Below are 24,218 nucleotides of genomic sequence, written 5' to 3'. Positions count from 1 at the left end.
CAAGTCTCCTTATGCTTTTCTTATGCTTCTTTCTTTACTGCTATCACTTCGATTTCAACTAAAGCTCCCTTTGGAAGTTTTGCTACTTCTACGCAGGAACGTGCCGGTGTTTCACCTTTAAAATACTCTGCATAAATCTCATTTACTTTTCCAAAATCATTGATATCATCCAAAAATACACTTGTTTTTACTGCGCAATCCAAATCAGAACCTGCTGCTTCTAATACTGCCTGAAGATTCTTAAATACCTGGTGTGTCTGTGCCTCAATTCCATTCTGTAATTCTCCGGTCTCCGGAATTAATCCAATCTGTCCGGAAGTAAAAATCAATCCATTTGCCTCTACTGCATGTACATATGGTCCTACTGCTGCTGGTGCTTTTGGTGCGTTAATTGTTTTTTTCATATCTATTTCCTCTTTTCTTCTTATTATTATCATTTCACTGTTACTTATTGTAACATGTTCCTCTCTTTGGTTCAATAATCTTATGAAATCTTATTGCAAAAAGTACTTGCTTTTCTTTTTCATCTATGATATTATATTATTCGTTCGAGTGATTACATTCGATACGCCGGCGTGGCGGAATGGCAGACGCACCAGACTCAAAATCTGGCGATGGCAACATCGTATGGGTTCAAGTCCCATCGCCGGCAGTTAAACCTCTAGCATTTGCTAGAGGTTTTTTTGCAATAGGAAATTACATAAAAAAGAGCTACACACCATGTTGATACTTTTTCTGTCTACTTGACAAAGACATATCATACTTAGTGTATAGCTCTTTTTCATTATTCAGTTTTCTTGTTATCCTATAATTGGAACTTACTTGTTTCCTGGTTTTGTTGCTGACTCATTTCTACTAATGCCTGTGTATCTTTTGTACATTCTTCAATTGCATCTGCTAACAATTGCATACTTGCACTTGTTTCTTCTGTTGATGCTGCATTTTCCTGTACTACACTTGCCAGACTATTAACGGCATCTGCTACTACCTGTTTGAGTGAATCCAAAATTTCTGTCTGTCCACCAATTTCCTTAGCAGCATTCTCTACGATTTGAATTTCTTTGTACAAATGTGAGAACGCCTCTTTTGTCTCTTCTAATCGGCTTCCCTGCTCTTGTACATTTTTAGATACTTCGTGCATCTTATTTACAGAAATTTCAATATTTCCGGTTAAATCCTTTACAATTCCTTCAATTTCTGCAGCACTATTAGATGATTCTTCTGCAAGGTTACGAATTTCTTCTGCAACAACTGCAAATCCTTTTCCTGCTTCTCCTGCCCTTGCTGCTTCAATACTTGCATTCAAAGATAACAGATTGGTCTGCTCTGCTAATTCTTTAATAATCTCAACTGCTTTATTAATGTTAGCTGCTGATTCATTATTTTTGTTTGTCTGGTCATAGACTATTTCAATCGCATTGGTTGTAACTTCTGTAATTTTATATAAGGTCTGTATGCTTTCAGAAGCTCCGGTAGAATATTCCATCATAGCGGAAACAGATTCTCCAAGTCTTCCTACATCCTCTTTTTCTACGCCAATTACATTTCCAAGCTCTGCAATCTTATTATTTACAATCTCTGTTTCTGAAGCCTGGCTGGTTGCCCCTTGTGCCAGCTCTTCAATGGCAGTGTTTGCATTTTGAATGCTTTCCGTAATATTTGCAAATTTCTGACTGAACTTCTCACTGCTGTCCATCAATTTATCACCTGCTGTTGACACACTACCAATCATGCTTGCCAGTGATTCTTTTACTTCATTTAAAGAACGTGCAATACTTCCGATTTCGTCTGCCCGTCCCAATAATTTTGAATCAATTTCAAAGCTAAGGTTTCCACTTGCTGTTTTCTGCAAGTGGCCTTCTACCTTTTTGATTCCTAATGTAAGTCTCTTACCGAAGATAAAAGCTATTACCATGGCAATTATCAAAATGATAACACCTGAAATGACAAAAGAAGTAATCATGGTGGTAAATTCTTTATCCATGTTGTTTTCTGTTTCTTTCATCTCGGCATTCATATCATCTACATAATTACCTGTTGTAATTACCCAATCCCATGGCTCAAACTTTTCCGAATAAGCTACCTTAGGAGCTACCGTGACACCATCTGCCTTGGTAAAATAGAACTCGTTATAACCACCACCTGCATCAGCGGACTTCATAATATTCTGTATGATTTTAACGCCATTTTGATCGGTCAAATCATATCTGTTATTGCCCTCCTGGTCTGCAAGAATCGGATGCATAATCAACGTATAATCTGTTCCATCAATCCACATATACCCTGAATCATCGTCACGATAACGCATTGCCCTTACCGCTTCTTTTGCCAATTCCTGTGCTTCTTTTTCAGATAGGTCACCGTTCTTATACTGTTCATAATATCCCTGTACTACTGCAATCGCTGATTGTACTTCGGATTTTATTTCCATCCGGTATCCTTCATCTTTGGCATTTTCATATTCCTTCGTCGTTTTCTCCATGGACTGTTTTAGAAAATGTACACCTAATCCGCTCAGAAAAATTGTTGTTACTGCAATCAGAGAGAATATGACCAAAATTACTATTGTCGCAAGACTCTTGGTTCCTTTTCCCTGTTTGCCTCCTACTGCCACTTTGTCTTTCATTATGATCACCCCTAATCATTTTTAGTTATTTCTATTATACTCTTTTCGTATGATTTTTTCAATTATTTGTCGAATTTTTGTTGTGTTTTTGTTGTGTTTAATGTCGTTTTTTGCTTTTTTTGCTTTTTTACCAGTTCGTTTTTGCTTTTTTCCAACGTTCCGGTTCTTTTTGCCAAACTTCGTTCAGCCAATCCACGCCCTCACAAATTCCTTCTTCACTAAAGGCTACTTTGGTACTTTGTTTTTTCTCTTCCGAAGTAAAATCAAAGGCATAGGGTGCTTCCCAGGCACTCACCTCTAAGTACTCCTCTTCTTCTGTTTTTACCAAAGCAAACCGGAAGCGCATTCCTTCATGGCTTCCGGTAAATGTAGTCTTTTTTAAATATGGAATTCCTAATATATCTGCTCTTTTAATCATGAAATATCCATCCTTTAAATATGTTTCACTAAAACTTCATATCTTTTAAAATATCAAAGCAATCAAAGGTTGCAAAGTAATCTTTTGGTGTCTCTGCACGACGAATCAGCTGTGTTGTTCCATCTTCTTTTAACAATACTTCTGCTGATTTTAATTTTCCGTTATAGTTGTATCCCATTGCAAATCCATGTGCTCCGGTATCGTGAATTACTAATAAATCTCCCATATCAATCTTTGGAAGCATTCTGTCAATTGCAAACTTATCATTGTTTTCGCAAAGAGAACCTGTAATATCATACTTATGGTCGCAAACGCTGTTGTCTTTTCCCATAACGGTAATATGATGATATGCTCCATACATGGCAGGGCGCATTAAGTTTACTGCACAAGCATCTACACCAATGTATTCTTTATGCGTATGTTTTTCATGGATAGCGGTTGTTACTAAGCATCCGTAAGGTCCCATCATAAAACGTCCCATTTCTGTATAAATCGCAACATCACCCATTCCTGCCGGAACAAGAACCTCTTCGTATACTTTGCGTACGCCTTCGCCAATTGCACGAATATCATTTGGTTCCTGATCTGGTTTATAAGGAATTCCTACTCCACCAGACAGGTTAATGAAGCGAATGTCTGCGCCTGTTTCTTCTTTTAATTTTACTGCTACCCGGAATAATTCTTTTGCAAGCATCGGATAGTATTCGTTGGTTACTGTGTTACTTGCTAAAAATGCATGAATTCCAAAGTGCTTTGCACCTTTTTCTTTTAATACTTTAAAGCCTTCAAATAACTGTTCTGTGGTAAATCCGTATTTTGCATCCCCTGGGTTGTCCATGATGCTGTTACTGATTTTAAATACTCCACCCGGATTGTAACGACAACTGATAGTTTCCGGAATATGTCCGATAGTTTTTTCCAGGAAATCAATATGTGTGAAATCATCTAAGTTGATGATTGCTCCGATTTCATCTGCATACTTAAATTCAGATGCAGGGGTATCATTAGAGGAAAACATAATATCTTTTCCGTCAAAATGTAATGCATTTGCCATCATTAATTCTGTCATAGAAGAACAATCGCATCCACAACCGTATTCTTTTAAAATATTGATTAAAAATGGATTTGGAGTTGCCTTTACCGCAAAATATTCTTTGAATCCTTTATTCCATGAAAATGCCTCTTTTACTGCCTGTGCATTGGCACGAATTCCTTTTTCATCATATAAATGAAATGGGGTTGGATATTCCTTTACAATCTCTTTTAACTGCTCATAGGTTACAAATGGTTCCTTTTTCATATCAATTCTCCTTCATCTTTATTTTCTATCTTTTACGCCTAACTCTATCAAACGTATTTCATTTTTCATAGAATCTTTAAATACCTGTACAAAGTTCGCTTGTCCGGAATAAAGGCAGGTACTTTCCTTGTCTTTCCCTAGTTCTCCGGTTAATACATAACTGGAATCTGTAATGATTCCAATCTGATTTTTTTTATTTTGTGTCTGGTAAATCTTCGCATTGGGAACAGAACTGCTCTTATCCGTTAAAATCACAATTTTAATCTTTCGTTCAGCAAGTTTTTGAAGTTCCGGCTCTATCTGCTGTAACAGATTTTTACACATGGAGATATAAACACGTTTTTCTGCCCTTTCCAGCATATTTTTTACCTTATCTAATATATTTTCATCAGAACGAATGGTAATATAGCCTTCTTCTTCTTCCTTTTCCTTTGGCATATGTTCTATTAGATATTCTCTGCGTTCTGATAAGTTTCTTATCTTATTTTGGCAAAATTCTTCGATTCCAACCGGGGCATACTTTTTCACATTTCCCTGAGTGACGCAGGCTGCTCCTTTCGCTGTCAATCCATCCAATGCCTTATATGCATTAGACCGTGAAATACCGGTTAGTTTGGAAATCTCATATCCGGTACTCTTTCCAGAACGAAACAGTTCCAGATATACAAGAGCTTCCTGACCTGTTAAGCCGAATGCCACCAGATGTTCAATCAGATTTTTTGTATCCATGGATTCCTCCCTTTGCATAGTGGTACTTTTTAGGAACACTATAATATTTTTTCAGGAAAATGTCAATATGAATTGCTGATATAATTTCTCAGGAATCTCTTAATAAAAAAAGAGTTCGCTCACCGGACTTTTTCGTGCTTTAATGTAACACCGCATTTCCTATAATATAAAAGAAGCACAGACCAATCTTATCTGTGCTTCTTGTTCTTACTTTTCTTATGAAATTAAGTTTTCCATACTTTTTAATCCAATTACTAAGGTTGAAGTATTATGGAGTAATGCGGATGTGGTAGGCGGTATGATTCCTCCTACACCAAGCAAAATCAATCCTGTATTAAATCCTACAATAAATCGATAATTTTTATTGATTCGTTTCATTAGTGCATTACTGATTGCCTTTAATGTGACTATCTCATATAAGTCATCTGCGCCAACGGTAATGTCGGCAATTTCTCTGGCAATTTCTGCTCCATCGCTGATTGCTATTCCTACATTTGCTGCGGAAAGTGCAGGTGAATCATTAATGCCGTCTCCTATCATGATGACTTTTCTGCCCGCTGCTTTTTCTTTTTCCACAAATTCAGCCTTATCCTCCGGAAGTACCTCGGAATAGTACTCGTCTACGCCAACTTTGGCTGCGATTGCCTTTGCAGTACGCTCACTGTCTCCGGTCATCATAACCACTTTGCTGATGCCTGCTTTTTTCAGAGAATTTACTACTGCGGCTGCTTCTTCTCTTACCGGATCTTCAATACAAATAACGGCTGCCAGTTTATTTTCAATTGCCATATACAAATGAGAATATTCCGGCGGAAGTTCATTAAACCGCTGCTTTTGTTCTTCCGGAATCCGGCATCCTTCATCTTCAAATACAAAGTGATAACTTCCGATTACCACTTTTTTATCATTTATCGTACTGGAAATACCGTGTGCTACAATATATTCTACCTTTGAATGAAGCTCTTCATGTACCAAATTCTTAGTCATGGCTGCATCCACTACTGCTTTTGCCATGGAATGTGGAAAATGTTCTTCTAAACATGCTGCAATACGCAAAAGTTCATCTGCTGATTCTCCATTGAAGGAAACCACATCTACCACAGTGGGCTGTGCCTTGGTAAGAGTACCTGTCTTATCAAATACTATGGTATCTGCTTCTGCGATTGCCTCTAAATATTTTCCGCCTTTTACGGTAATATTATAAGCACTTGCTTCGCGAATTGCAGATAATACGGAAATCGGCATTGCCAGCTTCAGGGCACAAGAAAAATCTACCATTAATACAGATAGTGCCTTTGTTGCATTTCTTGTAAGTAAATAAGTAATCCCTGTTCCTGCAAGTGTATATGGAACTAATTTATCTGCAAGATGTTCTGCTTTGCTTTCTAAGGATGACTTTAATTTTTCGGATTCTTCTATCATGGTTACAATTTTTTCAAACTTGCTGGAACCATTGACCTCTTTTACCCGAATGGTCAATTCTCCTTCTTCTACTACGGTACCTGCGTATACCGTTCCTTCCGCATTCTTTCTAATAGGCATAGACTCACCTGTAAGAGATGCTTGATTTACCATAGCTTCTCCGGCGATTACGGTTCCGTCAAATGGAATTACATTTCCCATATGAACTCTTACCTGGTCACCTTCCTTAATGTCAGATGCTGAAACCAGTACCTCTTGTTCGCCATTACACAGCCATACCTTGTTCACATTCAAAGACATGCTTCTTGCTAAATCATCTACGGACTTCTTATGCGTCCACTCTTCTAATATTTCTCCGATGCCTAATAAGAACATAATGGAGCTTGCGGTCTTAATATCCTTGCGAAGCATAGATACACCGATTGCTGTTGCATCCAGAACCGGTACTTCTATCTTGCCTTTAGCTAATGTAGTAATTCCAGACCACAAATATTTTATGGATTTTACTGCTGCAATTCCCGCCCTTAACGGATAAGGCAAAAACAGTTTATTGCCCATATGTAATACTACTTTATTAACCAGCTTGTCCCAATATTCCCGATTTAGCTCTCTTCCGGAATTCTGTAAAAAGACATCCGGTACTTCTACTTGCTCATATTGAAACTTCTGTAACACCTGAATAATATCTTCACGGTTTCCTACATAGCAAATTACCGCATCCTGCATACGTTCCTGTACTTTTGCTGCCGTTACAAATTTCTGTCTGCTTAAATAATATTGAAGTGTATCTGCCTGTTCATCGGTCATCCGGCTCTGCAGTACATGAATACGAATTCTGCCTCTGATTTCGTGTTTTATTACAAATCTCACTTTAAAACCTTCTTTCGTCGCAAAAAGGAGTCACCGCACTTTCATGCGGCAACCCCTCTGGTATTCTTCTATTCTGCTTCGTCAGCTACTGGTGCTTCTGCTTCAGTCTCAGCTGCATCTTCATATGCTGCTTCCTGAGTTGCTCTATCTTCGTTAATCTGCTGTGCCTCTGCATAAATATCTTCTGCGTTTTCCTGAATATTTGTTGCAGTCTTCATGACACATTCTTTTGCACGCAAAACTGCTGCTGTGCAGTTAGTGTATAATTTCTTTGCATCTTTGCTGCCTAATACTTTCACGCCAGCTGTGCCAAATAATACTCCTGCTGCAAATAAACCGGTTTTCTTTACATCAAATTTTTTCAAAAATCCCAACATAAATGGTACCTCCTAATGGTTTCTTCTTTTTGTATACAGGTTATTGTACATCCATGTCTGTGAATTTTCCATGTTTTTTATGCTTGTTGAAAAATTTTATCATCAAAGGCGAATCTCGCAAAAGTAAGCTGAGCACCTTCTGCCACTCTGCTACAAATGTTTACTGCCGCTCCCATCACTTCTGCAAACTGGTTGTCCTTGGTAATAACCTTCATAAAGTCGTGGTTTTTCGTGATTTCTACGCTTGCCACATCTTCCAGTTCTTCCATTTCCCTTTCAATCTCCTCTGACTGTGCTTCTGTCAGTTTCTTTGATAAATGATAATATCTTCCCATAATACGCATCCTTTCTTTTCTGCTTTCGGGTTAGCCATATCTAATCCATCTGTGTTTATTATAGCACCCTGGCTGAGAAAGGAAATGGCATTACTGATGACTTTTTATCAATAGTGCTTTTTTCCACTTTTTGCAACTGATAAAACCAGAATTATTGCTGCTAACAACGCGATTGCTTCTACATATTCCATTGCTATATTTTCACCTGTTTTCGGACTTGTTACTGTGGTATTGTTTCCTGCTGAAACGTTTGCAGTCTGTCCATTTCCATTATTCACCCCTGAACTTACCACCGGTGTATTTTTATTTGCCTCTATCTGAGCGGTATTCTCTGCATCTGTGATGGTACTTCCTTTTTCTACTAGTGCATAATAACTAAAGTGCTTTGTTGCAATCTTATAATAGCCATCTTCTACACCACCCTTTATCAGGGTCTTGGTTCCATCATCATTGATTCGATACATTACCAGATTCTGTGCATCATAGCCTTCCGGAAGTACACCTTTTTCTGTCTCACCTTCTATTGTCATTGGTGTTACATCTAATACCAATCAATACCTAGGAGGATTCCGGATCATTATATGCATCGTATACGATATTTTCCTCAGTTGTATTTAGCACCTCTTGTTTTCCATAAGCTAAAAGAAAGATGGTCCATCTTAAAAATCTCTTCAGGCATACTTCTGCTTTGCCTCCTTAATAAGAAAATGAAAAATGGTCTGCTCTGTATTATAAAGTGCCCAGCTATAAGCATCACTTTTTGCATTCTCAACATCCACCCCTTCATAAATCAAATGGTTCATTGTAATCCTTATCTTTTCTCCATATACCTGAGCAGCTTTTCTTCCTTCTTCTGTCAATGTAGGATGCCTTGTATCACTACGATCTAAAAGTCCTTCTTTTTCTAATCCGGTCAGTATTCGACTGACTGTATATTTTTCCTCCCCCAGTGTTTTGGCTATTCCGGTAACCGTACATGTCTCTGAATCCTCTTTCATCAACGACAACAATACCCGCAACCTTAAAACATCTGGTTTTTCTGACATTTCACTCTTCCTTCCTTGCTTGTGTTAGTTGTGACTAACTCTATATAATAGAATAAGGATTATTGAACGATTGTCAATAACCCTTATCGGTAAAATCTCTCACTATATATTTTTCTTCCTATTCCATTCCTTTTAATACTTCCACCATATCCAATTTCTTAATACGTTTCGAAAACATGAAGCTTACCAAACAGGATACAAGCAGAACGAAAGCCCCTGATAAAATATAATACGGCATACCTATCACTGCCTGATAATCAAAGGAATCTCCATTACTGTCAAACATGCTTTGCAATACCATTCTTCCAAATGGTGCACCTACTAATACACCGATGACAGATAAACACAAATTCTGCATAGAAATCAAACGACGGATTCGTTTACTCTGAAATCCCATTACTTTTAATGTTGCAAATTCCTTTACCCTCTCATTAAAGGAAAGATTTCCTGAATTGTATAATACAATTACTACTAAAAGTGCAGAAAACATTACCATAATATATACCATAACATACATTAGCTCCATGGTATCTTTATAGGAGGATAACATTGCATCCTGATTATGTACTACGGTAATATTTTTATCTGCTTCTTTCGTTACTTTATTATCTGTTACTAACATATATGGTGTGAATTTTCCACCAAGTTTTTCAAAATCTTCTCGCAATATAGTGATTCCGGTTATACTTGGATTTCGACTGATTACACTCACCTTTGTTCCATACCATTCATTTTTGGCATAAATATGCCAATAAACGGTATCTCCTACCTTTACTCCTATTTTTTTTGCCAGCTTAGAAGTAAGGGCAACTGTTCCCGGTTCAACCTCCACCACATTTTGATTTACATCTGTAATATTATAGTAGCCTTTTCCTTCTGTTACTACCACACTTGCCGTTGCCTTGTCCTTATGAAGTGCATTCTTTTTCGTTGCAACCTCAATGCTGTCTGTCATAACAAGTTCACCACTATATTCTTCTTCCAGCTTATCTGCCTGTGAAGTACTAATTCCATCTTTTAGCATTACTTGATACTGGTAGTTTTGCATCTTATCAAACATCCACTCTTTTACATTTTTCAATGTATCGTCACATCCGAATCCACAACAGATAAGCATCATACCACAAGCCGTTCCAAACACACACATAAATGCCCGTAATTTACTTCTGGAAATATCACGCAAATTATATTGTGCCTGAAATCCAAGTTTGTTCCAAAATGGTAATTTTTCAAAAATACACTTTTTTCCTGCCTTTGGCGGTGCCGGACGAAGTGCTTCGGATGGAGCCACATGCATCAATTTTCGACAGCTTAGGTATGAGGTTCCCGCACACACTAATACAATTACAAACGTCATAGCAATAAACTTCCATGAGTATGCCGGTTTCCATCCTGGTAAGGTATACCAGCCCAAGAAAACATCTATCAGCTCTTGTCCTACTACCATTGGTCCCACAAAAAGTCCTACCAATGCTCCCAGCAAGGAAACTACCAGACTATAGCTAACATAATGAAATGCAATTTTAAAGCGTTTTACTCCCATGGCATTCATGGTTCCAATCTGTGTTCTTTGTTGCTCTACGATACGTTTCATAGAAGTAACTATTACTAATATGGCAATCAATACAAAAATAATAGAAAACGCATAAGAAAACTGTTTGTGCTGTGCCATTTCATCTGCAAACACTTTAAGTCCCGGAATGGAACTCTTATCCAGATAAACCGCATAGTTGTTATCAATTGCATTTGCTACTTTCTTTTCTAGGGAAAACACATCTTTTACATCTGTTGTAAAAATAAGCTGTGTGTATGGCATAAAGGAAAATAATTTTTCATCACTGAAATTTTCTATCATTTCCAGTAACATTTCTTTTGTAATATCATTTTCTGTCATTCCTGCCTCATGCAATTTTTCCATTGCCTCATCTAATGCATGGGTATTTTTCAATATATCTGAAATAGAAATAACGTCATCGGATATTAAATGGTTCACATAATCCCGCACCGGAAATCCCCGATAAGACATATAGACATAAGCAATATTTGATACATCCGTATCTAAGTCTGTATCGGCACACATATATTCATATTCCGGTGTGGAAATCAATCCCCTTACTGTTCCGGTTATGGTTATTCCATTATAAGCTACTGAAAATTCATCCCCTACTTTTATCTTCCAATAATCGGCAAACTTTTCTGAAAGCCACAAACCTTTCGTATCCGCAGGATCAAATTCTGCTCCTTCTTCCACATATGGTTTTGTCACTATATTCTCATCTTCTAAGTAAACATCTACCTGTGCATTGCCTTGTTTTACTGATTTTCCTGTTACCATCATACGAAGCTGTGCATCTTTGACCTCTTTTAAATTCTTCACTGCTTCTAGATTTTCTTGGGTAAAATTCTCTCCGTACATCCAAACATCTGCAAGATTACTCTTATGATTGAACGTTTGCATCGCATTTGCCGCTCCAAGAGTACTACTCTGAAAAGTGGTAAACATCATGATTGCTAATGCAGACAAAATAAAAATCGAAAAGAACTGTCCAAAGTTTCCTTTCATATCACGAAACATCTTTCTTGTCAACATTACCAGGTTACCTCCTTTACCGGAACCGGATGCTCGTTTATCTTAATTTCACGAATCTTTCCGTTTTTCATACGAATTACTTTATCTGCACACTGAGCAATATCCGCATTATGTGTTACTAAAATTACTGTATTGTGGTTCTTTCTGCATGCGTTCTGCAACAGTTCCAATACAATGACTCCGGTTTCTGAATCCAATGCTCCGGTAGGTTCATCTCCCAAAATAATTTTGGGATTCTTTGCCAAAGCTCTTGCAATGGAAACCCTCTGCTGCTCTCCACCGGACATTTGAGACGGAAACTTGTCTTTGTGCTCTGCCAGTCCTACTGCATTTAACATTTCCATTGGATTCAAGGCATTTTTTACTATGCTTTTAGTAAGTGCCACATTTTCATAAGCAGTAAGACTGGGAAGTAAATTATAAAACTGAAAAATGAATCCAACTGTTTTTGCCCTATAATCGGATAATTGTCTGTCATTCATAGCAGATACTTCCATTCCATCAATAAAAACTTTTCCTGAAGTAGGCTGATCCATCCCTCCAAGCATATTCAATATAGTGGACTTTCCTGCACCGGACTGTCCTAAAATCACCACGAACTCACCTTCTTCTATGGTAAAATCTACATGATTGACAGCGACCTGCATTCCTTCGCCCTTTCCATAGGTCTTTACAACATCTTTAAATTCTACAATCGTTCGACTCACTTGTCTTCCTCCTCTATCTTTTGTTAGTCCTGTCTAACTCTCTTTTTCTTATTATAGTCGTCGCAAACTTTTCGTCAATATTGCTTATTGGTAAAATTTATCATTTTCTATTTTATAGGAATTTTTGACCTTTCGTACTTTAAAGTAACGCGGTGTTTCCTATGAAACTATGAGAAACACGCTCTGCGAGTTTCTCAAGTTATCGCGGTGCTCTTCAAATACCAGTGCAAGCACAGCATTTTCATCGCTACTCGCGTAAAAAAACTGTCATGAGGCATTTTCATACTTCATGACAGTTCTAGGGGTGTTATATTATTATTTAATTATTTTCTTTTTACGTTAAATGCTCCCATTCCCGGGTAAACAGCTGCATTACCTAACTGTTCTTCAATTCTCAATAACTGATTGTATTTTGCAACACGTTCGCTTCTGCTTGGTGCACCAGTCTTAATCTGGCAAGTATTCAAAGCCACTGCAAGGTCTGCAATCGTAGTATCTGCTGTTTCACCGGAACGATGTGAAGAAATTGCAGTATATCCTGCCTTATGTGCCATTTTGATTGCTTCTAAAGTTTCAGATACAGAACCAATCTGATTCAATTTAATTAAAATTGCATTTCCGCATCCTAATTCAATGCCCTTAGATAATCTCTCTGTATTGGTTACAAATAAGTCATCTCCTACCAACTGAACCTTATCTCCTAATTCAGCAGTCAGTTTCTGCCATCCTTCCCAATCTTCTTCATCCAAAGCATCTTCGATAGAAATGATTGGATATTTTTCTACTAATCCTTTCCAATGAGCAATCAACTCTTCAGAAGTGAATTTTGTACCAGCCTTTGGTAATATGTATTCACCCTTCTTAGAACCTTTCCATTCACTTGAAGCTGCGTCCATAGCAATCATGAAGTCCTTACCTGGCTCGTATCCTGCATTCTTTACTGCTTCTAAAATATACTGAATTGCTTCTTCATCAGATGCAAGGTCAGGAGCAAATCCACCTTCATCACCAACAGAAGTTGCTAATCCTTTGCTCTTTAATAATGCTGCTAATGCATGGAATACCTCTGCACACCAACGAAGTGCTTCTTTGAAGCTTGGAGCACCTACAGGCATAATCATAAATTCCTGTACGTCTACGGTATTTGCTGCGTGAGCACCACCATTTAAAATGTTCATCATAGGAACCGGTAAACGATTACCGGAAATTCCTCCAAGGAAACGATATAGTGGAATATCTAATGCAATAGAAGCTGCTCTTGCTGCTGCAATAGAAACTGCCAAGATTGCATTTGCGCCAAGTTTAGACTTGTCTTTTGTTCCATCTGCATCGATCATTGCTTTATCAATTGCATAAATATCAGATGCATCCATTCCTACAACTGCATCGCTAATGATTGTGTTGATATTTTCTACTGCCTTGGTAACACCTTTTCCAAGGTATCTTCCTTTATCGCCATCGCGAAGCTCCAGAGCCTCAAACTCTCCGGTAGATGCACCACTTGGTGCTGTTCCTCTTCCTACTGTTCCATCAACAAGAATTACTTCTGCTTCTACCGTAGGATTTCCTCTGGAATCCAAAATCTCTCTTCCGATTACTTTTTCAATCTGTAAATAATCCATTTCTTGAAATCTCCTTCCAACTCTCTTTTAAGACAAACCTCCCGGAAGGGAGTCAGCCTTCCGGTGAATACAATTCTAATTGTTTTCTGAGGAGTCTTTATGATTTACACTCGTTTAGTTAGCTTTGTCTAACCTTGTTTATCATAATTGATTTTGATTCTAAAATCAAGGATTTAAAATGATAGGATTTCTCACTTTTTCGTATACCAGCCTTTGGTATTCTCTCTAACAGTTACAAAATTATGATAAATACCATTTTTTTGCAGTAATTCTTCATGAGTACCACTCTCTGCGATTCTTCCGTCTGCAATTACCATAATCTGATTTGCATTTCGTATGGTATTTAAGCGATGCGCAATCACAAGAAGTGTTTTTCCTTTGCAAAGTTCATTAATTGCCTGCTGAATATAACTCTCGTTATCTGTATCTACACTGGCTGTAGCCTCATCCAAAATAACAATCGGCACATCCTGCCATCCATAAACACTGTGTTAAGTAAAAGGAAAACTCCTGATTTCCTTTCAATAATTCTTTTACCATATTTCCTATGAGAAAATATGGTGCTAATCCGCAGAATACGCCCAGTACTGCCAAAACTACTGACATTACATATGTCTTTTATGAATACTGGCAAATTCTGCAATCCATTGTGTGGTTGATTTCTGTTTCATAACTTCCTCCTGTTTCTATTATTCTATAAAATAGACCATGCCTTTTTACACTTTTAGTTAGTCACTTCTAACCTTTGAGCAAAAATGAGACGAAACTAACTTGTCAGTTTCGCTTTTCTAAAATCCCATTACTTTTTGCCTGCCTCCATGAATTCCCCTACTTGTTTCACACAACTCTTTATCTCTTCCTTCGATAAATCATGTACAATTAATTCTGACAATGCTGACAGTATTCCACTCATAATGGCATGGGCTAACTGAAGATTGGGCATTACAATGTCATACCCTTCTTTCCTCATTCTTGCAACATACTCTTCGGTAGAGCGAATCTCAATTTCTACCATCTGATGGATATAGTTTTCATACTTCGTTCCAGCTGAAGATTGTAAAATCAAACGAAAAATCCCTTCTCCAAAAATTCTTTAATTGCTACTTCCTGTATCCTTTTTAATATTACGTTTTCTTCTTTCGGCATGCGCGCACTCCTCATCAACTATGAGAAACACATTTTACAAATTTCTCAAGTCATTGCAAAAATATAACACTGTTATACTCTTTGTCAAGAAATCACATTGATAATATTTTTCAAAACTTTTTATGACAATTTCCAGCTGATTGCTTGTTTTCTTGCATTTAAGGTTTGCTATTGAGATTTCTTTTCATATTGATTCCCACATATAGGAAAACAATTAGCTCTGCAACAGGAACTGCAAACCACAACGCACTTCCACCAAAAACTGCCGGCAATATTATAAGCAGGATGCCGCTTAAAACAACACCCCTTAGCAAAGACACAACCATTGCCGACATAGGTTTATTAATTGCCTGAAAATAATAAGTTGAAAACACGTTAAATACCAACAAGATAAATGCAAGAAAATAAGCGCGCAAAATTGCCGGTGCTATCTTAATAATCTCCGGTGTTGTGGACATATAAAACCGAACCAACGGAATCGGTATTATCATTCCAATCAAGCAACAAACACTTCCTATTACAAATGCAGAAATCCCCGCATATTTTACCGTTTGCCTGATTCGTTCCGGTTTTCCTGCTCCATAGTTTACAGAAATAAGTGCCTGTGCCGACTCTCCTACTGCATATCCGAAAGTCTGAACTGTGGTAGATATATTAGAAATCACACCGTATACTGACAATGCAGTCGCACCAATATACACCATTATCTGCTTATTAAATATCACTGCCAGCACTCCCATAGCAATATCTATGGCAAAATTACTACTTCCCATGGCTACAATTCTTTTTAATTTTGTTCCAAACCCCAGATTTTCCCTGGTAAATTTCAAAGTACATTGCTTTTTAAATAAATAAGATATTAAAACTGCAAAGGAGATACATTGTCCCAATGCAGTTGCAAGTCCTGCTCCGTAAATTCCCATATCCAAACCAAATACGAAAAATATATCTCCAAATATATTAAAAATGCCACCGGATATGGCTGCTATTGTGGTATACAATGGTGCCCCATCATTTCGAATAAAGGGAATCAAATATTGACCTATAAGAAATAGTGGAGAAAAAATTGCAATCCAAAATGCATACTTTGCAGATAATTCCAGAATCTCCCCACTGGCTCCGCACATAGAAAGCAACGCTTTCTGACATACATTATAGAGCACTAATATCACTAATGATACCACTACGGAAATAATCAGTCCCACACTAAAATACTTGTCCCCTTCTTTTTTATCGCCTGCGCCACGTTTCTGTGCCATAATGACAGAACCCCCGATGCCAAATAAGAGCCCTAAAGCAAATATCAGTGTCCACAGTGGAAAAAAACATGCAACTGCCGCTGTTCCATTTGGTCCTTCATATTGCCCAATGCAAATGGTGTCTACAATGCTATAAATTGACATTATCATAGAACTTCCTATCGCCGCACCGAAATATTTAAAGTATAACGATTTTATATTTCCATTTAATAAATCCATTCTTCTCTTCCTTTCCTATTGTAGAATAAAGAGTCCGCTCGCTGGACTCTTTCGCGCCCGAGCGGTGTCGCTTGCGACTAACTTCTTATCCGCGAGGTGCGCCTCATTAGCTGAGTGTTTTGTATGCAATAGGACATAATTTCCTACTGTATACAAAAAGAGCTGAATAAAACAATAAGCATTTCAGCTTATCACCTTATCCAGCTCGTCATTTCCAATGAATAACTTACCCTCCGTGTGAGCAATATTTATTATACCTAAAAAGTTTTTCGCAGTCAACAGTTTTTCGTTTCTGTTTTTAAGCTCTGCTGATTTTCTTCTTATGCAGTTGCCTCTTCAAACTGAGAATTATACAAATCTGCATAAAATCCGCCTTTGGCAAGAAGTTCTTCGTGATTACCCTGTTCGATAATATCTCCGTCTTTCATAACCAGAATAATATCTGCATCCTTGATCGTAGATAGACGATGGGCAATTACAAAACTTGTTCTTCCTTTCATCAGATTATTCATAGCTTTTTGAATTCGTTCTTCTGTACGAGTATCCACAGAAGAGGTTGCTTCATCCAGAATCAAAACCGGATTATCTGCTAATATGGCTCTTGCAATGGTAAGTAACTGTTTCTGTCCCTGTGATACATTGCTTGCATCCTCATTTAATTCCATCTGATAGCCACCCGGCAAAGTACTGATAAAGTGATGTGCATGTGCTGCCTTTGCCGCTGCAATTACCTCTTCATCGGTTGCATCCAAACGTCCATAACGAATGTTTTCCATAATGGTACCTTTAAATAACCAGGTATCCTGCAATACCATTCCAAAGTTTTCTCGTAAATCTGCACGATTGAAGTCTCTCAAATCATGTCCATCCACCTTAATACTTCCGGAATTTACATCATAGAAACGCATTAACAATTTTACCATTGTTGTTTTTCCTGCTCCAGTTGGTCCCACAATCGCAACCATCTGTCCCGGTTCTACCTTACAGTTAAAGTCATTTACAATGATTTTTTCCGGATCATATCCGAATTTTACATGTTCAAAGGATACACTTCCTTCTACATGTTCTAATTTTACCGGATGCTCTACTGTTAAGTCTTCCTCCTCTTCTCCGAGGAATTCAAAAACACGTTCTGCGGCTGCTGCAGTAGACTGAAGCATGTTAGATACCTGAGCCACCTGTGTAATTGGCTGGGTAAAGCTCTTTACATACTGAATAAAAGATTGAATATCTCCTACTTCAATATTACCGCTAATTACCTGCATACCACCTACAACTGCCACTGCCACATAACCAAGATTTCCTACAAATGTCATAATCGGCATCATCATACCGGATAAAAACTGTGATTTCCATGCAGACTGGAATAAAACTGCGTTAGTTTCGTCAAACTCTTTTTGCATATCCTCTTCTTTGTTAAATGCTTTTACAATATTATGTCCGCTATATACTTCTTCTACCTGGCCATTAATTTTTCCTAAATATTTCTGCTGTGCCACAAAGTATTTTTGTGAAGCTTTTACTACCAATCCAATCAATATACCGGAAACCGGAAGAATCACTAATGCAATCAAAGTCATCAACGGACTAATGGTTAACATCATAATCAAAATACCGATTAAAGTTGTTACAGATGTAATCAACTGCGTTACACTCTGATTCAATCCCTGCCCTAAGGTATCCACATCATTGGTAATTCTGGATAATACTTCGCCTACCGTTCTGGACTCAAAATATTTCATCGGCATACGATTGATTTTCTTAGAAATATCCTCACGGAATCTAAAGCATACTTTCTGAGTTATTCCACTCATAATCCATCCCTGAATAAATGAGCAGGCTGCACTTAATAAGTAAACTCCAAGTAAGAATAACAGTATCTTACCGATTTTATCAAAATTAATACTTCCGGAACCTGAAACCTTTGCCACCAGACCATTAAATAATTCTGTTGTTGCTTTTCCTAAAATCTTTGGTCCTGCAATACTAAATACTGTTGAGGCAACTGCAAATATCAAAACAACCAGTACACCTATCTTGTATCTGCCCATATATTTTATGAGCTGTCCTACCGTTCCTTTAAAGTTCTTTGCCTTTTCTCCCGGTACCATTCCTGCACCCGGTCCTCGTCTTATTGGACGTCTTTTTTGTTCACTCATTATGCAAGACCTCCTTTCAACTCTTTTTCAGATAACTGTGATTTCGCAATTTCCTGATAAGTTTCACATGACTGCATCAATTCCTCATGTGTTCCCTTTCCTACAATCTTTCCTTCTTCTAATACAATAATCTGATCTGCATGCAAAATTGTACTGATTCGCTGGGCTACAATAATAACTGTAGCATCTGAAATCTTTTCATTTAATGCTTTTCGCAGTACTACATCGGTTTTATAATCCAATGCTGAAAAACTGTCATCAAACAAGAATACTTTTGGATTTTTTGCAATTGCTCTTGCAATAGAAAGACGCTGTTTCTGACCTCCGGATACATTGGTTCCGCCTTGTGCAATGGCACTTTCATATCCGTCTTCTTTTTGTGTGATAAATTCTTCTGCCTGTGCAATTTTTGCAGCTTCTTCTATCTTTTCTTCCGATACCTCACCTGCAAATCCAATATTTGATGCAATGGTACCCGAGAACAACACACCCTTTTGTGGTACATATCCAATGAGACTTCTTAACTTATGTTGGGTGATATCGCGGATATCCACACCGTCTACGGTAATCTTTCCTTCACTTACATCATAAAATCTTGGAATCAGATTCAATAATGTAGACTTACCACATCCGGTACTTCCGATAATTGCCGTAGTTTTTCCCGGCTCTGCTGTAAAGGAAATATTTGCAATTGCATCTTCATCCGCTCCCGGATATTTAAACGCTACATCTTCAAAAGCAACTTCACCCTTCCACTGATTTTTGCTGTCATCCTGTGGTTGTTTCGGATCAAGAATTCCAGCCTCTGTATTTAACACTTCATCAATACGGCTTGCAGCAACTCCGGCTCTTGGAAGCATAATGGATACCATGGTAATCATTAAGAATGCCATAACAATCTGCATGGTATAAGTGATAAATGCCATCATATCACCAACCTGCATATTTCCAAAATCTACGCCTTTAGAACCAAACCAGACAATTGCTACGGTGATACAGTTCATAATCATCATCATAACCGGCATCATCATGGACATCACACGGCTGGTAAATAACTGTGTTTTCATCAAATCACTATTTGCACCGTCAAAACGCTTTTCCTCAAATTTTTCTCTGGAAAAAGCACGAATTACAGGAACTCCCGTTAAAATTTCTCTGGATACCAGATTCAAACGGTCTACCAATGTCTGCATCATTTTAAACTTTGGAAGGGTAACCTTCATAAGTAAACCTACTACTACGATAATTGTAATTACTGCCGCAGCAATAATCCAGCTCATTCCGGTTTTTGTTCCCATTACCTTGATAATACCGCCAATTCCAATAATCGGTGCATAAACTACCATTCTAAGAAGCATTACTTCTACCATTTGAATTTGCTGAATATCATTGGTACTTCTGGTAATCAACGAAGCAGTAGAGAACTGTTCGATTTCACTATTGGAAAAAGATACTACCTTTTTAAATACACGGTCTCGTAGTCGCATACCTACACCTGCTGATGCATAAGAAGCCAACATTCCTGCTAGGATTGCTGTTGCCATCATAACCACCGACATCAAAACCATCTTTCCACCAGTACGAAGCATGTAACTGTTCTGGTAATCTCCCATATCCCATCCTAATGCCTCGTATTCTGCCTTTACTACTAACAACGCTTTCTGAGTAATAATGGTATCACTCATATCTCCCAGTTGTTCCCTTACTGCATCTTCCTGCTGTAAAATCTGTTCCTTTGTCATCATTCCACTTGCAAGTGCAGCCTTAATCGTATCCATATCCATGCCTTCCTGCTCGCTCATATTTGACATAACAAGCATTGGCATGCCAAGAATATCGTCTAATTGTTCTATATCATCCTTTTTCTTTAATGTAAGCTCATAGTTTCCGTCTGCATTTTTCTTATATGCATCTTTTACTGTCTCTACATCATCATCTGCTAAAAAGACACAGAGGTTTTCAAATGTTTCCTCTCGCATCTCTTCTGGAGCTACATGTTCAATTCCTCCCTGTTGAATTCCGACATCCACAATATCCGACATATACTGTGGTAAAGACAGATCGCAGTATGCCTGTATTATTAATAGTAATACAATACACACTACCATTCCCTTACACTCTTTCAAGTATCTGAATATCTTTCCCATGGGTTCCATCCTTTCTTAATCATTTTTAGTGTAGGTTTCCAGTTCACGTTCCATTGCATCTGCCAGTTCATTGCATATCTGAATTAATTCTTCGATTCGATTTCCACCGATGTCATCATAAACCTTATTAACATACGCTCTTATTCGTTTTCTTGTACGTTCACAGATCTGTTGACCTTCCTCCGTTAAATACACATATGTATTTCTTCGATCTTTGGTATCAACACTCCTGCCGACCAATTTACGTTTCTCTAAATTGCGTAACGTTCTAGATGCCTGAGATGGTGCAATTCGAAGTTTTTCTGCCAATTCAGATACGAAAATACCTTCTCGTTCCGGATTTTCTCTCTGGTCTTTTGAGATACACAGTAATGCAAAATACTCACTCTGTGATACATCATCCATCATCACACTGATATTTACTTTCCGAATCCGATGAAATGCCTGCACTAATCTGGTATGGCTGAATTCTAAGTTCGCCAGGTTCGCATCTTCCATAGTCTCATCCCCTTCGTGTTTCTTTTTACTCTGTAAATATTTAACATTGTTATCTATTTACAAGATAATATAATATGCCCCTGCTGACTATTTGTCAACAAGGGCAATTCTAAAAAATTCTAAACTTTTTATAAACAATATAAACTTTTTAAATCAATCCGTTTAAATCAATCCATAATGTTTCAAACCATTATAAATTCCATCTTCCCATAATGGAGTAGTCACATATTCTGCTGCATCCTTTGCCTGCTGCATACCGTCTCCCATTGCAACGGAATGCGCCACATACTTAAGCATGTCCAAATCATTGGTACTATCACCGAATGCATAAGTATCTTCATGTGCTATACCTAAAATCTCACACATTTGTTGAATACCGGTTGCCTTATTAAATCCTTTTGGAACAATCTCCATAAATCCACCGTCTCTATGAATAATATCATAGCGTTTTTCCAATTCCTGCTCTAATTCCTGTTGATGTTCCTGCATATAATTTACGCAGAACTTACTTACTTCAAACTGATTTTCATTTCCGGTAACTCGTAATAAATTGTCGCCTAAGGTTTTCTGCATTTCATTGTAAAACTCATCTTCAAAGCGTCCCTCATCTATATAAAGTGCATAACGTCCTTCTAATATATATGCAGCCTTTAGTTTGTTAAGATATTCACTATCTTTTTTAATCTGTTCTAATTCAATTTGGTGATAAAACTCTGTTTTTCCCTGAAACTCTCCGTAGGTACCGCACCCCGCCACAATTCCATCAAATCCCAGTGGCATCAAGGCTTCATCCGGAATAAACACTCTGGTTCTTCCACTACAAATAAACAAATAATGACCGTTCTTTTTTAACTGCAAAAGCGCCTTTCTGGTACTGTCCGGTATTTGCTGTTTGTTATCCCAAAGTGTTCCGTCAATGTCAAAAAATACTGCTTTTTTCATATGTTGTCCTCTCCATCTATCAAAGTACTTACTTATTGTATCGTGATTTCATCACTCAATAATTTCACCGTTCGCTGAACACACAAGTGCGTTCCTCTCACTTTCGCTCATTATATCATATTTTTCATTAATTCTGCCACAGATACATCATTTTTACTCTTATTTTTCCCTAAAAATTTTATCACACATTGATATACTTTAGCGGAGCGTTTTTAATGTAATAGGACGTAAATTCCTATTGCATAGAAAAAACTTCGACAAAACCATTTTGTTTTGCCGAAGCTTTTTACCTATTTTATCATTCTTACGCTTTCAAATTTGTATATCCCATCAGACTGGCATCTACTTCTCTTGCCACTTCGCGTCCTTCATGAATTGCCCATACAACTAAGGACTGTCCTCTATGCATATCACCTGCGGTAAATACATTCTTTACATTTGTCTCATACTGACCTTTTGCTGTTTCTACATTGGTTCTTTCGTTTAATTTCAATCCAAATGCATCTGCAACATACTTTTCAGTTCCCAAGAAACCTGCTGCAATCAGTACCATATCTGCTTCCATTTTGCTTTCGGAGCCCGGTACTTCTACCATCATCATACGACCGGTTTTTTCGTCCTTCTTACTTTCAAGTTTTACAACGGTAAGACCGCTTAAATTACCGTTCTTATCCTTTAAGAACTCTTTTACGGTTGTCTGGTAAATTCTCGGATCATTACCGAATACGGCAATGGCTTCTTCCTGACCGTAATCTGTTTTGCAGACTTTCGGCCACTCCGGCCATGGATTGTTCTCTGCACGGGTATCCGGAGCTTTTGGCATCATTTCTAACTGTACCACAGAGGCTGCCCCATGACGAATGGAAGTTCCAACACAGTCATTTCCGGTATCACCACCACCGATGATAACAACTTTTTTGCCTTTTGCAGAAATGTACTTATTATCCTTTAAGCCGGAATCCAGCAGGCTCTTTGTGGTTGCTGATAAGAAATCAACTGCAAAATAAATTCCTTTGGCATCTCTTCCCGGTGCCTTGATATCTCTTGGATTCTTTGCGCCACATGCCAAAATCACACGGTCATAATCCTTTAACAGTTTTGCAGGCTTGATATCTTTTCCCACATTTACACCTGTAATAAATTCGACGCCTTCTTCTTTCATTACACCGATTTTACGATCAATAATCTGTTTTTCCAGTTTCATATTCGGAATACCATACATTAAAAGTCCACCCACACGGTCATCTCTTTCATATACAGTTACCAAATGTCCACGTTTATTTAACTGATCTGCTGCCGCAAGTCCTGCCGGACCTGAACCGATTACTGCTACCTTTTTACCGGTTCTTACCTTTGGTGGTTTTGCTGCCGCAAATCCATTTTCATATGCATACTCAATAATTCCGTGCTCATTTTCCTTTACAGAAACCGGTTCTCCGTAATGTCCGCAAGTACAAGCAGCTTCACAAAGTGCCGGGCAAACTCTTGAAGTGAACTCCGGGAAGTTATTGGTTTTTGTCAAACGATTGTATGCCTGTTCCCAGTTCCCGGTGTATACCAAATCGTTCCATTCCGGTACCAGATTGTGCAGTGGGCAACCGGAGGTCATTCCCATAATCTCCATGCCCGCCTGACAGAACGGCACACCGCATGCCATGCAGCGTGCGCCCTGTTTACGTTGTTCTTCCATTGACAGAGGGGTATGGAACTCGTTAAAGTTCTTGATACGCTCTTTTGGTGCTACCGCCTCTGATGTCTGTCTTTCATATTCCATAAATCCTGTTGGTTTTCCCATTTTGCGTTCCC

Annotated in this window: 21 protein-coding genes, 1 tRNA gene and 1 pseudogene; 1 reads left to right on the top strand and 22 read right to left on the bottom strand. The window is 38.0% G+C overall.

Annotated elements, in window-relative coordinates; all coding sequences use genetic code 11:
* Positions 1–20 precede the first annotated feature (20 nt).
* Positions 21–404: a RidA family protein gene (locus tag KQI83_RS02810; RefSeq protein ID WP_216554603.1), complete on the bottom strand. Its 384-nt coding sequence runs from the start codon at positions 402–404 to the stop codon at positions 21–23.
* Between the two features lie 165 nt (positions 405–569).
* Between KQI83_RS02810 and KQI83_RS02805 the strand changes: the two genes are divergently transcribed.
* A tRNA-Leu gene (locus KQI83_RS02805) sits at positions 570–652 on the top strand.
* Positions 653–805: 153 nt separating this feature from the next.
* On the opposite strand, the gene KQI83_RS02800 is transcribed toward KQI83_RS02805, so the two are convergent.
* The 21 genes and pseudogenes from KQI83_RS02800 to KQI83_RS02705 all read right to left on the bottom strand — a co-directional run bounded on the left by KQI83_RS02800 (position 806) and on the right by KQI83_RS02705 (position 24,207).
* On the bottom strand, positions 806–2,626 hold the full coding sequence (locus KQI83_RS02800) for a methyl-accepting chemotaxis protein (protein ID WP_216554601.1): 1,821 nt from the start codon (positions 2,624–2,626) through the stop codon (positions 806–808).
* Positions 2,627–2,753: 127 nt separating this feature from the next.
* Positions 2,754–3,044 carry a hypothetical protein gene (locus KQI83_RS02795; protein WP_216554600.1) on the bottom strand — a complete coding sequence of 97 codons (291 nt, stop codon included), beginning with the start codon at positions 3,042–3,044 and terminating at the stop codon, positions 2,754–2,756.
* A 28-nt stretch (positions 3,045–3,072) separates the two neighbouring features.
* Positions 3,073–4,344: a diaminopimelate decarboxylase gene (locus KQI83_RS02790; protein WP_216554599.1), complete on the bottom strand. Its 1,272-nt coding sequence runs from the start codon at positions 4,342–4,344 to the stop codon at positions 3,073–3,075.
* 18 nt (positions 4,345–4,362) lie between these two features.
* The gene (locus tag KQI83_RS02785; RefSeq protein WP_216554598.1) at positions 4,363–5,073 is read right to left on the bottom strand and encodes a TrmB family transcriptional regulator; all 711 of its coding nucleotides are present in this window, start codon (positions 5,071–5,073) and stop codon (positions 4,363–4,365) included.
* A gap of 216 nt (positions 5,074–5,289) precedes the next feature.
* Positions 5,290–7,365: a heavy metal translocating P-type ATPase gene (locus KQI83_RS02780; protein ID WP_216554597.1), complete on the bottom strand. Its 2,076-nt coding sequence runs from the start codon at positions 7,363–7,365 to the stop codon at positions 5,290–5,292.
* Positions 7,366–7,433: 68 nt separating this feature from the next.
* Positions 7,434–7,742 (bottom strand): DUF6110 family protein, encoded by a 309-nt coding sequence (locus tag KQI83_RS02775; protein WP_216554596.1) that lies wholly within the window; start codon positions 7,740–7,742, stop codon positions 7,434–7,436.
* 77 nt (positions 7,743–7,819) lie between these two features.
* Positions 7,820–8,077, bottom strand: coding sequence for a hypothetical protein (locus KQI83_RS02770; protein WP_216554594.1), 258 nt, complete (start codon positions 8,075–8,077; stop codon positions 7,820–7,822).
* 107 nt (positions 8,078–8,184) lie between these two features.
* Positions 8,185–8,607 (bottom strand): hypothetical protein, encoded by a 423-nt coding sequence (locus tag KQI83_RS02765; RefSeq protein ID WP_216554593.1) that lies wholly within the window; start codon positions 8,605–8,607, stop codon positions 8,185–8,187.
* Between the two features lie 141 nt (positions 8,608–8,748).
* Positions 8,749–9,123 (bottom strand): MarR family transcriptional regulator, encoded by a 375-nt coding sequence (locus KQI83_RS02760; RefSeq protein ID WP_216554592.1) that lies wholly within the window; start codon positions 9,121–9,123, stop codon positions 8,749–8,751.
* Between the two features lie 118 nt (positions 9,124–9,241).
* The gene (locus KQI83_RS02755; protein ID WP_216554591.1) at positions 9,242–11,713 is read right to left on the bottom strand and encodes an ABC transporter permease; all 2,472 of its coding nucleotides are present in this window, start codon (positions 11,711–11,713) and stop codon (positions 9,242–9,244) included.
* Positions 11,713–12,420 (bottom strand): ABC transporter ATP-binding protein, encoded by a 708-nt coding sequence (locus KQI83_RS02750; protein ID WP_330622297.1) that lies wholly within the window; start codon positions 12,418–12,420, stop codon positions 11,713–11,715. The genes KQI83_RS02755 and KQI83_RS02750 overlap by 1 nt, the downstream gene beginning before the upstream one ends.
* A 323-nt stretch (positions 12,421–12,743) precedes the next feature.
* Entirely contained in the window at positions 12,744–14,042 is a 1,299-nt protein-coding gene (eno, locus tag KQI83_RS02745) for a phosphopyruvate hydratase (protein WP_216554590.1), read from the bottom strand.
* A 191-nt stretch (positions 14,043–14,233) separates the two neighbouring features.
* Positions 14,234–14,515: pseudogene (locus KQI83_RS02740) on the bottom strand (ABC transporter ATP-binding protein); the annotation flags it as partial.
* Positions 14,487–14,648 carry a hypothetical protein gene (locus tag KQI83_RS17285; RefSeq protein ID WP_442969771.1) on the bottom strand — a complete coding sequence of 54 codons (162 nt, stop codon included), beginning with the start codon at positions 14,646–14,648 and terminating at the stop codon, positions 14,487–14,489. The gene KQI83_RS17285 and the pseudogene KQI83_RS02740, both read right to left, overlap by 29 nt.
* A gap of 193 nt (positions 14,649–14,841) precedes the next feature.
* Positions 14,842–15,108 carry a hypothetical protein gene (locus KQI83_RS02735; RefSeq protein ID WP_216554588.1) on the bottom strand — a complete coding sequence of 89 codons (267 nt, stop codon included), beginning with the start codon at positions 15,106–15,108 and terminating at the stop codon, positions 14,842–14,844.
* A gap of 238 nt (positions 15,109–15,346) precedes the next feature.
* On the bottom strand, positions 15,347–16,666 hold the full coding sequence (locus tag KQI83_RS02730) for an MATE family efflux transporter (RefSeq protein ID WP_216554586.1): 1,320 nt from the start codon (positions 16,664–16,666) through the stop codon (positions 15,347–15,349).
* A 320-nt stretch (positions 16,667–16,986) separates the two neighbouring features.
* Entirely contained in the window at positions 16,987–18,825 is a 1,839-nt protein-coding gene (locus KQI83_RS02725; RefSeq protein WP_216554585.1) for an ABC transporter ATP-binding protein, read from the bottom strand.
* Positions 18,825–20,972 (bottom strand): ABC transporter ATP-binding protein, encoded by a 2,148-nt coding sequence (locus tag KQI83_RS02720; protein ID WP_216554584.1) that lies wholly within the window; start codon positions 20,970–20,972, stop codon positions 18,825–18,827. The genes KQI83_RS02725 and KQI83_RS02720 overlap by 1 nt, the downstream gene beginning before the upstream one ends.
* 15 nt (positions 20,973–20,987) lie before the next feature.
* Complete coding sequence (locus KQI83_RS02715) at positions 20,988–21,470, bottom strand: MarR family winged helix-turn-helix transcriptional regulator (protein WP_216554583.1); 483 nt, start codon at positions 21,468–21,470, stop codon at positions 20,988–20,990.
* A gap of 162 nt (positions 21,471–21,632) precedes the next feature.
* Positions 21,633–22,412, bottom strand: a complete 780-nt coding sequence (locus KQI83_RS02710) for a Cof-type HAD-IIB family hydrolase (protein WP_216554582.1) — start codon at positions 22,410–22,412, stop codon at positions 21,633–21,635.
* Between the two features lie 304 nt (positions 22,413–22,716).
* Positions 22,717–24,207 (bottom strand): glutamate synthase subunit beta, encoded by a 1,491-nt coding sequence (locus KQI83_RS02705; RefSeq protein ID WP_216554581.1) that lies wholly within the window; start codon positions 24,205–24,207, stop codon positions 22,717–22,719.
* Positions 24,208–24,218: the final 11 nt, after the last annotated feature.

It is taken from the genome of Roseburia sp. MSJ-14 (assembly GCF_018918225.1).
GTDB lineage: Bacteria > Bacillota > Clostridia > Lachnospirales > Lachnospiraceae > Petralouisia.
This window is presented reverse-complemented; position numbering and strand designations above follow the sequence as displayed.